Origin of the sequence: Campylobacter sp. (genome assembly GCF_017646085.1) — a bacterium.
In the GTDB taxonomy this organism is placed as follows: Bacteria; Campylobacterota; Campylobacteria; order Campylobacterales; family Campylobacteraceae; genus Campylobacter.
Genome location: NZ_JAGCNF010000064.1, coordinates 1 through 12,812, shown reverse-complemented (window position 1 = coordinate 12,812; position 12,812 = coordinate 1). Strand labels below are relative to the sequence as shown.

The window sequence follows — 12,812 nt, the reverse complement described above, 5'->3', positions numbered from 1 at the left end:
AAATGAGCGATGATAAAGAGTTAGTTAAAAAGCAAATAGAAGAGTTTTTAGCTGCAAGGGGTAGATTTTTTGATGTTTTAGATGCTAATGTGCCAAAACATGGCAATAGTACAGCATTTGATTTTGATGCATGCAAAGAGCCAAGCTTAAAAGCTTTATATAAAGAGTTTTATGCATATGATTATGCAGTAAGAAAGATGTTGCCACATATTTATAAAAAATTTGATTTGAGCTTTAATGTCTGAGATCATACTCTCTAAGAGTGCCTATGAGCATAATCTTACTCAAATTGCCAAAAAAATAGGCTCTAAAAAGCGAATAATTTCTGTATTAAAAGATAATGCTTATGGACATGGAGCACTTTTAATGGGTAAAATCGCAAGTGAATTTGGTATAGAGATAACATGTGTAAAAAATGAGACTGAGGCTAGGGAATTAGCTGGGTTATTTAAGAGTATTATAGTGCTTTCTCATCTGCCAACTGGAAATGAGAGCAGTGAGTTTATCTATGCTATTAATGATATTAGAGCTTTAGAGCTTATTAAATCTGGTACTCAAATTCATCTTGCTATTGATACATTGATGCACCGAAATGGTATAGATGTTAGCCATATTAAAAGTGCTATTGAGATTATCAAAAGACGAAATTTGAATTTAAAAGGAGCTTTTACGCACTTTAGAGCTAGCGATGAGCATGGAGCAGATTATTTTGTGCAAAAAGATAATTTTGAGTTGGCAAAGTCCATGATAAAAGAGCTCTTTAGTAAAAATCTTATATTTCACTCTCACAACTCTGCAGCCATAGAAAGAGCTAGCGATGTAGGCGATGAGTATGTTCGTGCCGGTATGGCACAATTTGGATATTCTGGCTTTGATGAGAGTCTAGGGCTAAAAAAAGTTTTAAAACTATATGCAAATCGTGTAAGCTCTAGAGTATTAAAAGCTGGTCAAAGCGTGGGCTATGGTGGCGTATTTACGGCTAAGCATGATATGGATATAGCTACATATGACCTTGGCTATGGAGATGGATTGTTTCGTTATAATGGCAAAGGGGAATTAAATTTAGCTAATGGTAAGCCAATTTTAGGCAAGATGTCTATGGATAGTTTTAGCTCTATTGATATGGGCGAGAGAATTTGTGTAATAGATGATGCAAATATATGGGCGGAGTTTTTTAATACTATTAATTATGATGTTTTAGTTAAGCTTAGTCCTTTAATTAATAGAAGAGTAGTAGAGTAAATCTAGCCGACATTAGCCGGCTAGAAAGTCTATTATACATATCCTTGATCTATCATTGCATCAGCAACTTTTCTAAATCCAGCGATATTTGCTCCTAAAACTAGGTTGCCTGGTTCGCCAAATTCAACTGATGTATCATAGCTATCGTGGAAGATATTTGTCATAATTCTATGAAGTTTGCTATCTACTTCATCAAATGTCCATTTTTGCATACTTGCATTTTGTGCCATTTCTAGACCGCTAGTTGCTACACCGCCAGCATTTGCAGCTTTAGCAGGGCCAAATAAGAAGTCTTTTTGAGCTAGCATAAAGTCGATTGCTTCAAGTGTGCTTGGCATATTTGCGCCTTCGCAAACTAATCTACAACCATTGCTATAAAGTGTTTTGATATCTTCTAAATTTAGCTCATTTTGAGTTGCACTTGGGAATGCTGCATCGCAAGGAACGCTCCATACACCATTTGTTCCAGCTTTATATTGATTAACTGGAGTAAATTTAGCACTTGGTTTAGCAGCTGCGTATTCGCTAAGACCTTTGCGCTCAACTTCTTTAATGCGTTTTAGCAATTCTACATCTATACCTTCGCTATCATATATAAATCCAGTTGAATCACTAACTGTTATAGGAAGAGCGCCAAGTTGATATAGTTTTTGAGCTGTATAAATTGCTACGTTTCCAGCGCCACTGATTGAGCATTTTTTACCCTCTAGGCTGCTGTTTTGTTTTTTTAACATCTCTTGAGCAAAATAGACTGAACCATAACCAGTTGCTTCTGTTCTTGCTAAGCTACCGCCCCAGTTTAGCCCCTTGCCTGTTAAAGAACCATCAAAACGGTTTGTTAATTTTTTATACTGACCAAACATATAGCCAATTTCTCTACCGCCAACGCCGATATCGCCAGCTGGAACATCTTTTACATCGCCAATTAGTTTGTAGAGTTCATTCATAAATGCTTGACAAAATCTCATAATTTCGCCATCGCTTTTACCCTTAGGATCAAAGTTTGCGCCGCCTTTTCCGCCGCCCATATTTAGACCTGTTAGAGAATTTTTAAAGATTTGTTCAAATCCTAGGAATTTAATAATATCAAGACATACTGAAGGATGGAATCTTAAACCGCCTTTGTATGGTCCAAGAGCAGAGTTAAACTCTACACGATAACCAAAGTGTGAACAAGGCTCGTTTTTGTCATTCATATATGTTACACGGAACATCGTGGTTCTCTCAGGCATTACAATACGATCTATAATTTTATGATCTAGATATTTCTTTTCTCTAGTTAAAAGTGGTTCTAGTGTGTGTAAAACCTCTGTAGCTGCTTGTAAAAATGTTGTTTGACCAGGGCTTGATTTTTTAATATTTTCAAGCGTTTGGTTTATATATTCGTGTACTGACATTGTAACTCCTGTTATTAAATTTTTATGTAGCTAGATTTTATTTAATTTTTCTTAAATTTACGCTTAATATAGATGAAATTTAGTAAATTATTAATTATACTGTTACAATTTTACTCACTTTAAGGTTGAAAATTATGCTTTTTTGCTAGAGAGATAAATTTTTTTAAAGCTCTTTTTTCTTTGATATTCACACTATAACTAATGTGCTCTAGATACCATAAAATCAGGCTTGGCGATATATTTCTACTTTTTGCATACTCATTTAGTATGTATTTTGGTATCTTTATTTTTTGCTTTAAGAATTGATTAATAATTTTTTTGTATAGATTTTGATTTTTATTACAGCAAAATAGCCCAAAAACAAAAGGTAGGCCAGTTTTTTGATGCCAAATCTCCCCCATATCATAAAATTTATCACCGCCATCTTTTAGATATTGCCTTAGAGCTTCATCGCCTATTATTACTTCTCCATTTAGTTTTAGGATTTTACTGAGCATATTTGAGCTTTTTGATGCTTGGTCAAGTTTTTTTTCACTATTTTTACGCACTAAAACAGATTTTACTGAACCGTTTGAACATATTCCTAAATTTAGTTTAGTATATTTTGGATTTCTACTTTCTATACTTGATATTATAGCTGCATCAATTTGTCTTTTGCTTAAAGCTTGGCAGAGTTTGGCTGGGGTTCCTTTTTTAAATTCAATTGATTTTTTAGCTTGATTGCTTAGTGGATAACGCTTTAAAAATACATGAAATGGAAGTAGATTTAAATAATCAATTTTACCAAATAACATTAATTAGCCTTTAGATAAATTATGCGAAATTTATCAAGTAAATCTCGCAAAATAAAAGGCTAATTATACTAAATTTAGCTTAATTTAAGTTCTTTTAAACTCTGAATATATAAATCTTCATCTAGCTCTTTAACTAGACTAACTCCATCTTTTATAGCTGCTTTTGCTACAGCAGGAGCTACTACTAAAAGTACTCTTGGGTCAAATGGTTTTGGGATTATATAATCTTTACCAAATTTAATCTCATCTACGCCATAAGCTTTACAAACCTCGCTAGGAACACTCTCTTTTGCTAGTTGTGCTAGAGCCATAGCGGCTGCAATTTTCATATTTTCGGTAATTTTTGTTGCTCTTACATCTAGTGCGCCACGGAATATAAATGGAAATCCTAAAACATTATTTACTTGATTTGGGTAGTCGCTTCTACCTGTTCCTATAATAATATCATCTCTAATTGCGTGAGCTACTTCTGGTCTGATCTCTGGCTCTGGATTTGCTAGAGCAAAAATTATAGGATTATTAGCCATATTTTCTATCATATCTTGAGTTAAAAGTTTAGCTTTTGATAAGCCTAAGAACATATCAGCTCCTTTTAATGCATCGGCTAGTGTCCTAGCATCGGTATCGATTGCAAATTCTTTCTTTTGTTCTGTTAAATCATCTCTTTTTGAGTGTATAACACCTTTGCTATCGCACATTATGATATTTTTAACACCAACACTTTGATACATTTTCGCACACGCAATACCAGCTGCGCCGCTACCACTTACTACAACTTTTATCTGACTAATATCTTTGCCATTGATCTCTAAAGCATTTAATAAACCTGCAGTTGTGATAATAGCTGTGCCGTGTTGGTCATCGTGCATTACTGGAATATTTACGCTTTCTTGAAGTTTTTTTTCTATGTAAAAACATTTTGGAGCAGCTATATCTTCTAAGTTTATACCACCAAATGTAGGAGCTAAAGCTTTACAAATTTCTACGATTTTATCAGGGTCTTTCTCATCAAGTTCAATATCAAAAGCATCTACATTTGCAAATTTTTTAAATAAAACAGCCTTGCCTTCCATTACAGGTTTGCCAGCTACTGAGCCAATATCGCCAAGCCCTAAAACAGCAGTGCTATCAGTGATTACTGCTACTAGGTTGCCTTTATTTGTGTATTTATACGCTAGTTCGTTATTTGCGCTTATCTCCATGCATGGTTCAGCAACACCTGGGCTATATGCCAAGCTTAAGTCTTCGGCGCTTACGCAAGGTTTTTTGACATTGATTTCTATCTTGCCATCGATGTGGTAATCAAGAGCTTTTTGTTTTAAACTCATAGTATTTCCTTAAATTTAACTTTAAATTTTTAAATAATGTAGAATTATAACCTAAATTTATTTTATAGGAGGTAAATATTTGCATAATAGATAAAATTTATTATTTAGGTGTTACTTTTTGTAAATTAAATGCTAAATTTAAGCTAAATTTAACAAAGCAGAAGCCAGAGCTTTAAGCTCTAGCTAAATTTATAGAGATTTTAGGAAGTTTTCAATTCTAGATTTTAGTTCATCAAGACCAATAAATTCTATAACTTCAAAGATACTTGGGCTTACTGCGCTACCTGTGATTGCTATTCTAATTGGTTGAGCTAGATCTTTTAGCTTTTTGCCTTTTTGAGTTAAAAACTCATTTGTCATCTCTTCTATTGCTTTAGCGTCCATATTGGCATTACCAAGAGAGTTGGCAAATTCGCTTAAAAGCAATTTATTCTCATCATTTATAAATTTTTTTACAGCATTTTGATCGTAACTTACTGGTTGATTGATGATAGCAAGTGCTGAGGCTTTTAGTTCTAAAAGAGTTTTTGATCGTTCTCTTAGTAAATCTAGCAACATTTGACCTTTATTTATTGCTCTAAAATCTATTCCAAAATATAGCATATCATCAGCTAATCTCTCAAATGGTAAAGATTTGATATAATGAGCATTTAGCCATTCTAGTTTTGATGGATTGTATGTGGAGGCGGATTTGCTTAGATTATATGGATCAAATAACTCTAGCATTTGATGCATACTAAAAATTTCATCATCTCCATGACTCCAACCAAGACGCACTAAGAAATTTAGCAATGCTTCAGGCAAATAGCCCATATTTTTATATTCCATTACATCTGTTGCTCCGTGGCGTTTGCTTAGTTTAGCTCCATCGCTTCCATTAATCATAGCTACATGGAAAAATTGAGGTATTTTAAATCCAAGTGCCTCATATAATATGATTTGTTTTGGTGTATTGCTTAGATGATCATCGCCTCTAATGACATGTGATACACCCATAAGTGCGTCATCTATAACAACGCAGAAGTTGTATGTTGGACTTCCATCGCTTCTAGCAATGATAAAATCATCTAAGATATCCTCGCAGTTAAATTTAATATACCCTTTTACTCCATCAGTAAATTCGATTACTCCATCAAGCGGAGCTTTTATACGAATTACTGGTTCTATACCCTCTGGTGGAGTACCAGTAAAGTCTCTATATCTGCCATCATATTTTGGTCTTTGCTTGTTAGCTTCAGCTTGAGCTCTCATTTGAGCTAATTCTTCTTGCGTAGTATAGCATTTATAGGCTTTGCCATCTTTTAGTAGCTGATCAATATATTTTTTATAAATATCAAATCTTTTTGATTGATACTCCACTTCGCCATCATAGTCTAATCCGCACCAGTTAAAGGCCTCTCTAATAGCAATTGTAGCCTCTTGCGAGTTTCTTTTAAGATCAGTATCTTCTATACGAAGTAGAAATTTACCGCCATTTTTACGAGCATAAAGATAGCTATATAGCGCAGTTCTAAGCCCACCGATGTGTAAAAATCCAGTTGGAGAGGGAGCAAATCTTGTAGTTAGCATTATAATTATCCTATTATTTATTTAAATTTAGATATAATTTTAGCTCAAATTTGCTTTAATAAAGGTTTTATATGATAAAAAATTTAATTTTTACAGCACTATTTTTAGCTATTAGTGCTAATGCTAGATTTGTAGGTGGTTTAGTTGCGACTGTAGATAATGAGCCTATTACAACTTATGAGCTAAATACTACGATGACTAAGATGAATCTAAACAAAGAGGCTGCACTAAATCTATTAATAAAAGATAAACTTGAGCTTGCTCAAATAAAAAAGCTAAATATAACTGCAAGCCAATTAGAAATAGAACAAAAGATCGCCCAGTTAGCCAGTGCAAATAAAATGAGCGTTGAAACATTTAAATCAGTTATAAAATCTCGTGGTACAAGTGAAACACAAATGCGTGAAGATATGGAAATATCGATTAAAAAAGAGAAGCTTTATGCTGGAATTTTAAATACTCCAAACCAAAATATCACCCCACAAAATGCTAAAAGATTTTATGAAAATAATCCTGGAATGTTTTTGCAATTTGATAAGGTTAGCCTAATTCGTTATACTTCAAATGATCCGCAGGCTTTAAATTTGCAAGCTAAAGATTATAAAGCAAAAATAAACGGAGTACAAAAAGAGAATTTAAGTCTAAGTTCATCTGAGATTGCCCCGGGGTTAGTTTATATCTTTAATACTACTCCAAATGGTGAATTTACACCGATTTTAGAAGGACCAATGGGGTTAGAAAGATTTTATATAGTGGCTAAAAGTGGCTCAGTTTTACCGCCATTTGAAGCGGTAGAACAGGCCGTGGTAAATGCAATGGTAGCCCAAGAAAAAGAGGCTGCGGTAATGGATTATTTTAATAAATTAAAGGTAAAAGCAAATATAAAATATATTCAAAAATAGTTTGAATTTAACTCTTCATTATATTAATTTTTGAGCTATTTTTAAGCTTTGCATCATCTTTGAAAATAGCTCTGACTTTATCCATTCCAGTATAAAATTCTTTCATCAAACTAAGCCATAAATATCTACCAAATTGAGTTGATTTTATACTGTTATTTTGAATTTTTATCGCACCGATAATATCTAAGAGTTTAAGCTCTAAATTTAGAGTTTTAAGTAGATTTGTATTATTAGTTTGATTAAATTTATCAATATCGATAAATCCGCTAAAAATTTCGGTTAAAAATAGATATTTGATTCGCTCTTTTAGATTAAATTCGCAACGAGCAATTATTGAACTTTTGCCATTTTGAATTTTTTCATTATATTTTTGTAGATTAAATGCATTGACAAAAAGCTCTCCGCCAAGAAAACTAAACCCGCCACTTCCAATTCCTAAATACTCGTGATTTGAGCTTACATATTCATCATTTAGATTAGTTTTTTCTTTAGCGTATGACCAGGCATTATTTTTATGATAATCTTTGAAATTCTCCTCTATAATAGAGTAGTCCTCATACTCATTATCTTTATAGTTATTGCCTAGGCTAGAGGCGATTTTGGCTTTGGTTAAATTTGATTTCATCAAGGGATAAAATGTAATCTGCTGCGCTTCAATACTTTTGGCTAGATTTATATCATTTAGTAGCATATCTTTGGTTTGATTTGGAAAGTTAAAGATCAGATCTATGCTGGTAACGGGCAAGATATTAACTGCATCTTTTAGTTTTTTTACTAGATTGGTGCTTGAGCCAAATTTTTCATATCTTCCAACACGTTTTAAAATATCATCATTAAAGCTTTGTACACCAATACTTATTCTATCAATTAATCCTTTAAAACGTTTAAGATTTGTAGGTTCTATATGACTAGGATCGCTTTCACATGAGATTTCATCTATGTTAAAAAGTTTTTTGGCTAACTCTAAGGTTTTTATTAGTTCATCTTCATCTATAAGAGTTGTGCCACCACCAACATACATTGAATTAAATTTATATCCTAATGTATGGATTTGTTTCATTTCTTGGCGAAGATTATTAAAGTACTCTTTAGCAATATTTTTATCATAAGCATACTTGTGAAATGAACAATATGGACAAAAAGTGTGACAAAATGGTATGTGTGCATATAGCATATAGTTTATATTTGGATCTGGAATTTTAGTCGTGCTATGCGCTAAAATATCTAAATTTAATTGAGTTTTTAAAGATCTATTTAGTGAATATTTTGCATATTTAAGTGCTAAATTTTGAACTATGGAGAGAGGTTTCATCTGCTATAACTCTTTAAAATTGATTTAAATGGCAAATTATAGCAGAGATTTTAAATTAAATATTAAATTTTTAAGCTATTTTATCTTTATAAGTTCAGAAATTACCTCTACTAGCTCTTCTTGGCTATTTACATGTTCGATATTGATGAGGTATTTACCATTTACTACAAATCCAGGAGTACCGCTAATTTTAGCAACTTCTAAAGCTTGATCAGTGAGTTTGGCATACTCTTTACCCTCTTTAGAATCTGCGTAGTTTAATATAGATTGTATGCTGACATTTTGTACGCCATTTGCTTTTAAAATACTTATAGCTCTTTGGTAGAACTCTTCGCCATTTTTATATGTTTTTTTATTTACAAAAGCATCTTCAAAAAAGCCTTTTAATACTTGGTGAAAATTTGATTTTGCACTTAGGCTATTTATACCATTTTTCTCATCTATACTCTTAGCATAGCCTAAAACCTCACTCATTAAAAAGCCAAATTCCCCCATTTGGCGCACTTGCCACTCATCATATTTTAGATCTGGCAAGATTTCAGATACAAACTTTAATGTTCCAGCTCTAAAATGATTATAGCAGTGGATACATCCATAGCTAAAAATCTCTATAACGCTATTTTGCGCATCTTTAAATTGTGCATGAGAAGGTAGTTTTATATACTCTTTACCTTCAGTAATAGCATTTGCCCCTACTGCTACTAAAAGCAAGAATGCTGTAATTAATTTTTTTAATTTCATTTTTAGCCCTTTTATTTTAGATTTTTAAAGCTTAGTGGTAGTTCTAAATTTAAACCTTTTACTAGCTTTATTGTATTTTGAAGCTCATCGATTGACTTACTTACTACTCTTACTTCATCACCTCTAATTGATGCATTTACCTTGATTTTAGCCTCTTTTATTGCTTTTGTAATCTTTTTAGCATTGTCGCTATCAAGGGTATCATTTAGTTTTAGTATGCATTTTGTATTGCCACCACTTGCATTTTCTCTATTTTTTTCACTAAGTGCAACTGGTGGTATTTCTCGTTTGATTAATTTGCTTATTACTATATCTTTTAGTGCGTCTATTTTAGAGTCGCTCGAGCTTAAAAGAGTAATGGTTTTATCTTTCTCGTTTAGCTCAATTTCAGCTTTTAATCCTTTAAAGTCAAACCGATTGGCAACCTCTTTTTTGGCTACTTCTAAAGCGTTTTTGACCTCCATCATATCAACACTTGCACTTATATCAAAGCTATGTTCATCAGCCATTTTTTACCCCTTTATAAAATCTTCTATATTTTTAGCACTTAGCTCAATTAATTTTTTTCTAGCCTCTACGCTTGCCCATGCAATATGCGGAGTAATCATTAATCTATCTTTATTTTTTACTTTTAGTAGCGGATGATCGGCTCTAATTGGCTCTTTTTCAAGCACATCAGTAACAAAATAAATTTCACGCTCATCTATAATTTGAGCTATTTTTTCTTCATCTATTATGCCGCCACGCCCACTATTTACAAGCATTGTGCCATCTTTGAGCTGATTTAGGGCATTAGCATCAAATAAATTTTTTGTATTTTCATTAAGAGGAGCGTGGATGCTTATTATATCGCACTGTAAAGCCTCTTTAAAGCTTACTCTTTTAAATTCGCTATTTGAGTTGTTTCCACTTGTTGAATAGTAGCATACATCACAGCCAAAAGCTTGAGCTATTTTAGCTATTTCAAGGCCGATTGTGCCAAGACCAACTACACAAAATTTTTTACCACTAAGCTCAAAAATTGGCCTATCTAAATTTACAAATATTGGACTTTTTGCCCATCCATCACTATTTTTGCCATAATTTTCATAGTAGCTTGTACTATTTCTAAGAGCTAAAATATTTGCAAAAGTTTGCTGAGCTACGCTATTTGTAGAGTAGCCTGCAACATTTTTAACTGGAATATTAGCCTCTTTTGCGGCTTCTAAGTCGATATTATTTACTCCTGTCGCAGTTACACAGATTAGCTTTAAGCTTGTTTGAGCTATAACATCTTTTGTGATTAATACTTTATTTGTTAGTACGATATCAGCGCCTTGAAGTCTCTTAATCGTCTGACTTGCATCAGTCATATTATAGCTAATAAACTCACCAAATTTGCCAAATACAGCATCTAAATCTACATCATTGCCAAGCGTATCAGCATCTAGACATACTATTTTCATATTCTCCCTTTTATAAGAATTAATGCAAATATTAACATTTTTTTATTAATTTTGAGCGCTAAATTTGCAAATATTTACAAATTTTGCCGATCTACTTGGTAGAATATATAAAAATAAAAGGTAAAATCATGGCAATAGGTCCAGTAGCAAGTATGATATATGTAAATCAAAATGCTCCAGTTGCAGCATCTGTTCAAAGCGATTTTCAATCTAAGTTAGATATGCAAATGGCAATGAATGCTGCAGCGTCAGCTGAAAAGAAAAAAGAGGTCGAAGAGACTCGCCCAACTGAGGAGAGTTATAGAATTGATCCAGAAAATGAGCATGAAAAGCAGACGCAAAAAGAGGATTTAAATGAACAAAATCACAAGCCAAAGCACAATGATAAAGAAAGCGATGAATTTGAGCTTGATGAGAGTAGCGATGGTGAATTTGATGAGATGGATGGGATTGAGTTTAAAAGATTAGATATAGTGGTGTAATATGAGATATATATTTTTAGCGCTTTTTTGTATAGCATTACAAGCTGGAGATATCAGCAAAATAGACATTGTAGTAGCTAAGCGTGGAATGCTTGGGGCATATATTTATGGAACTGGCACAAGTAATGTTATAGTAAGTTTTGATGGAGAGAGGATAGAGAGCTGTCGCATTGATGGAGTTAGCAACTTACTAGATAGAGTAGTAAGGCAGTGGGCTTTGCAATGTAAGCTACCAAATAGGGCTGGAAAGGTTAAGATAAAATATTTTGATACATATAATAAACGCCAAACAGTAGCCAAATTCATCAACTAAATTTGGTTAAATTTTAGCTAAATTTGGGTAAAATCACAGCTTTTAAGGATGGTTTATGAAAAAGAGAATTTTTGTTGGGGTCGCTTTGTTTGCGGCGTTTTTGGCAGTTGTGGTGCTAGATATTTTTTGGCTAAATTTTGCTATTTTTGGCGCACTTTTGGCTATTGCTGTGCTAGAGAGTCTAAAGCTTTATGGACTTAAGGAAAAGTCGCTTGCAGTGATTGCAGTGGCGTTTTTTACACTATTACCTTTTGTTGGTGGAATTCAAGATATTTTTAAGATAATACTTCTAAATTTGATTGTAGTAGCAAGTATTTTAGCTTATACTAAAAATGAGAATTTAAAGATAATTTTGCCATTTATATATCCAACTGCACCAATGTTTATGCTCTTTGCAATTTATCAAAGTTATGGAATTGCAGCACTATTTTGGCTTATTTTTAGCGTGGTGGCTAGTGATAGTGGGGCCTATTTTATAGGAAAATTTTTTGGCAAAAGAAATTTTAGTGCTTCAAGCCCAAATAAGACTCTTGAAGGTGTTGTAGGCGGATTTGTGATTGGGTCTGTATTTGGTGTGGCTGCTGGGTTATTTTTGATGGATATAGACTTTTTAATTGTTATTTTATGTTCAGTTAGTGTGGTAATTTTTGGGATATTTGGAGATCTATTTGAGAGTTATTTAAAGCGTTTAGCTGGCGTTAAAGATAGCGGTGTAATACTAGGTGAACAGGGTGGATTATTAGATAGAATGGATGGGTATCTATTTGGAGTTTTAGCAATGTATATGGTGCTAGTATGATAATCTTAGGCAGTAGTGGAAGCATTGGAACAAATGCGCTAAATTTAGCCAGACAATATGGATTAAAAGTAAATGCACTTGCATGTAAAAGTAGCGTTAAAGTGTTAAACTCACAAATTGCTGAGTTTGCCCCAAAGCTTGTATATATAGATGATGATAGCCTAAAAGCACAAGTAGATCATAAATTCGTCTTTAGTAAAAAAGATGGTATAGAAAACTTTTTAAAAGCATGTGATGAAAGTAGCCATGGAGATAGGCTAATTAATGCATTTGTAGGGTTTGATGGTCTTTTGCCTAGTGTTATTGCGCTTAGATTGGGATTTGATTTAGCATTAGCTAATAAGGAGAGCCTAGTAGCTGGTGGACAGTTTTTGGATTGTTCAAAGATTACGCCAATTGATAGTGAGCATTTTGGGCTTAAATTTTTGCTTAAGGAACAAGTGCAAATTAACAGGTTGATTATCACTGCTAGTGGTGGGGCCTTTTAT

At 33.0% G+C, this 12,812-nt stretch carries 14 protein-coding genes and 1 pseudogene; 7 read left to right on the top strand and 8 right to left on the bottom strand.

Features of this window, described 5'->3' with window-relative positions:
• Window positions 1–2 precede the first annotated feature (2 nt).
• The gene (cmeU, locus tag J6V67_RS03325; protein WP_291858742.1) at window positions 3–245 is read left to right on the top strand and encodes a CmeU family protein; all 243 of its coding nucleotides are present in this window, start codon (window positions 3–5) and stop codon (window positions 243–245) included.
• Window positions 238–1,242: an alanine racemase gene (locus J6V67_RS03320; RefSeq protein ID WP_291858739.1), complete on the top strand. Its 1,005-nt coding sequence runs from the start codon at window positions 238–240 to the stop codon at window positions 1,240–1,242. The genes cmeU and J6V67_RS03320 overlap by 8 nt, the downstream gene beginning before the upstream one ends.
• A 32-nt stretch (window positions 1,243–1,274) precedes the next feature.
• Here J6V67_RS03320 and gdhA read toward each other — a convergent pair whose 3' ends face one another.
• The 4 genes from gdhA to gltX all read right to left on the bottom strand — a co-directional run bounded on the left by gdhA (window position 1,275) and on the right by gltX (window position 6,330).
• Window positions 1,275–2,639 (bottom strand): NADP-specific glutamate dehydrogenase, encoded by a 1,365-nt coding sequence (gdhA, locus tag J6V67_RS03315; protein ID WP_291858736.1) that lies wholly within the window; start codon window positions 2,637–2,639, stop codon window positions 1,275–1,277.
• A 119-nt stretch (window positions 2,640–2,758) separates the two neighbouring features.
• On the bottom strand, window positions 2,759–3,433 hold the full coding sequence (locus J6V67_RS03310; RefSeq protein WP_291858733.1) for an MqnA/MqnD/SBP family protein: 675 nt from the start codon (window positions 3,431–3,433) through the stop codon (window positions 2,759–2,761).
• Window positions 3,434–3,507: 74 nt separating this feature from the next.
• The gene (locus J6V67_RS03305) at window positions 3,508–4,761 is read right to left on the bottom strand and encodes a malic enzyme-like NAD(P)-binding protein (protein ID WP_291858730.1); all 1,254 of its coding nucleotides are present in this window, start codon (window positions 4,759–4,761) and stop codon (window positions 3,508–3,510) included.
• A gap of 189 nt (window positions 4,762–4,950) precedes the next feature.
• Window positions 4,951–6,330 carry a glutamate--tRNA ligase gene (gene gltX, locus J6V67_RS03300; protein WP_291858728.1) on the bottom strand — a complete coding sequence of 460 codons (1,380 nt, stop codon included), beginning with the start codon at window positions 6,328–6,330 and terminating at the stop codon, window positions 4,951–4,953.
• 71 nt (window positions 6,331–6,401) lie between these two features.
• On the opposite strand from gltX, the gene J6V67_RS03295 reads away from it, so the two are divergent.
• Window positions 6,402–7,232, top strand: coding sequence for a peptidylprolyl isomerase (locus J6V67_RS03295; RefSeq protein ID WP_291858725.1), 831 nt, complete (start codon window positions 6,402–6,404; stop codon window positions 7,230–7,232).
• A 7-nt stretch (window positions 7,233–7,239) separates the two neighbouring features.
• Here the strand turns inward: J6V67_RS03295 and J6V67_RS03290 are convergent, their stop codons facing one another.
• From J6V67_RS03290 to J6V67_RS03275, 4 genes are all read right to left on the bottom strand, one after another.
• Window positions 7,240–8,544 carry a coproporphyrinogen III oxidase family protein gene (locus J6V67_RS03290; RefSeq protein WP_291858722.1) on the bottom strand — a complete coding sequence of 435 codons (1,305 nt, stop codon included), beginning with the start codon at window positions 8,542–8,544 and terminating at the stop codon, window positions 7,240–7,242.
• 75 nt (window positions 8,545–8,619) lie between these two features.
• Window positions 8,620–9,285 (bottom strand): hypothetical protein, encoded by a 666-nt coding sequence (locus tag J6V67_RS03285; protein ID WP_291858719.1) that lies wholly within the window; start codon window positions 9,283–9,285, stop codon window positions 8,620–8,622.
• An 11-nt stretch (window positions 9,286–9,296) separates the two neighbouring features.
• On the bottom strand, window positions 9,297–9,794 hold the full coding sequence (locus J6V67_RS03280) for a YajQ family cyclic di-GMP-binding protein (RefSeq protein WP_291858715.1): 498 nt from the start codon (window positions 9,792–9,794) through the stop codon (window positions 9,297–9,299).
• Window positions 9,795–9,797: 3 nt separating this feature from the next.
• The gene (locus tag J6V67_RS03275; protein WP_291858712.1) at window positions 9,798–10,730 is read right to left on the bottom strand and encodes a D-2-hydroxyacid dehydrogenase; all 933 of its coding nucleotides are present in this window, start codon (window positions 10,728–10,730) and stop codon (window positions 9,798–9,800) included.
• Between the two features lie 128 nt (window positions 10,731–10,858).
• On the opposite strand from J6V67_RS03275, the gene J6V67_RS03270 reads away from it, so the two are divergent.
• From J6V67_RS03270 to J6V67_RS03255, 4 genes and pseudogenes are all read left to right on the top strand, one after another.
• Window positions 10,859–11,212: a hypothetical protein gene (locus J6V67_RS03270; protein WP_291858709.1), complete on the top strand. Its 354-nt coding sequence runs from the start codon at window positions 10,859–10,861 to the stop codon at window positions 11,210–11,212.
• Window position 11,213: 1 nt separating this feature from the next.
• A complete protein-coding gene (locus J6V67_RS03265) occupies window positions 11,214–11,525 on the top strand; it encodes a hypothetical protein (RefSeq protein WP_291858702.1) in 312 nt (103 codons plus the stop codon).
• Window positions 11,526–11,580: 55 nt separating this feature from the next.
• The gene (locus J6V67_RS03260) at window positions 11,581–12,324 is read left to right on the top strand and encodes a phosphatidate cytidylyltransferase (protein WP_291858699.1); all 744 of its coding nucleotides are present in this window, start codon (window positions 11,581–11,583) and stop codon (window positions 12,322–12,324) included.
• A pseudogene (locus J6V67_RS03255) lies at window positions 12,321–12,812 on the top strand (1-deoxy-D-xylulose-5-phosphate reductoisomerase); the annotation flags it as partial. The gene J6V67_RS03260 and the pseudogene J6V67_RS03255, both read left to right, overlap by 4 nt.

Bases quoted from the DNA above. Each gene is read 5' to 3' on its own strand.
- cmeU (WP_291858742.1), top strand. From the start codon at position 3: ATGAGCGATGATAAAGAGTTAGTTAAAAAGCAAATAGAAGAGTTTTTA.
- J6V67_RS03320 (WP_291858739.1), top strand. From the start codon at position 238: ATGTCTGAGATCATACTCTCTAAGAGTGCCTATGAGCATAATCTTACT.
- gdhA (WP_291858736.1), bottom strand. From the start codon at position 2,639: ATGTCAGTACACGAATATATAAACCAAACGCTTGAAAATATTAAAAAA.
- J6V67_RS03310 (WP_291858733.1), bottom strand. From the start codon at position 3,433: ATGTTATTTGGTAAAATTGATTATTTAAATCTACTTCCATTTCATGTA.
- J6V67_RS03305 (WP_291858730.1), bottom strand. From the start codon at position 4,761: ATGAGTTTAAAACAAAAAGCTCTTGATTACCACATCGATGGCAAGATA.
- gltX (WP_291858728.1), bottom strand. From the start codon at position 6,330: ATGCTAACTACAAGATTTGCTCCCTCTCCAACTGGATTTTTACACATC.
- J6V67_RS03295 (WP_291858725.1), top strand. From the start codon at position 6,402: ATGATAAAAAATTTAATTTTTACAGCACTATTTTTAGCTATTAGTGCT.
- J6V67_RS03290 (WP_291858722.1), bottom strand. From the start codon at position 8,544: ATGAAACCTCTCTCCATAGTTCAAAATTTAGCACTTAAATATGCAAAA.
- J6V67_RS03285 (WP_291858719.1), bottom strand. From the start codon at position 9,285: ATGAAATTAAAAAAATTAATTACAGCATTCTTGCTTTTAGTAGCAGTA.
- J6V67_RS03280 (WP_291858715.1), bottom strand. From the start codon at position 9,794: ATGGCTGATGAACATAGCTTTGATATAAGTGCAAGTGTTGATATGATG.
- J6V67_RS03275 (WP_291858712.1), bottom strand. From the start codon at position 10,730: ATGAAAATAGTATGTCTAGATGCTGATACGCTTGGCAATGATGTAGAT.
- J6V67_RS03270 (WP_291858709.1), top strand. From the start codon at position 10,859: ATGGCAATAGGTCCAGTAGCAAGTATGATATATGTAAATCAAAATGCT.
- J6V67_RS03265 (WP_291858702.1), top strand. From the start codon at position 11,214: ATGAGATATATATTTTTAGCGCTTTTTTGTATAGCATTACAAGCTGGA.
- J6V67_RS03260 (WP_291858699.1), top strand. From the start codon at position 11,581: ATGAAAAAGAGAATTTTTGTTGGGGTCGCTTTGTTTGCGGCGTTTTTG.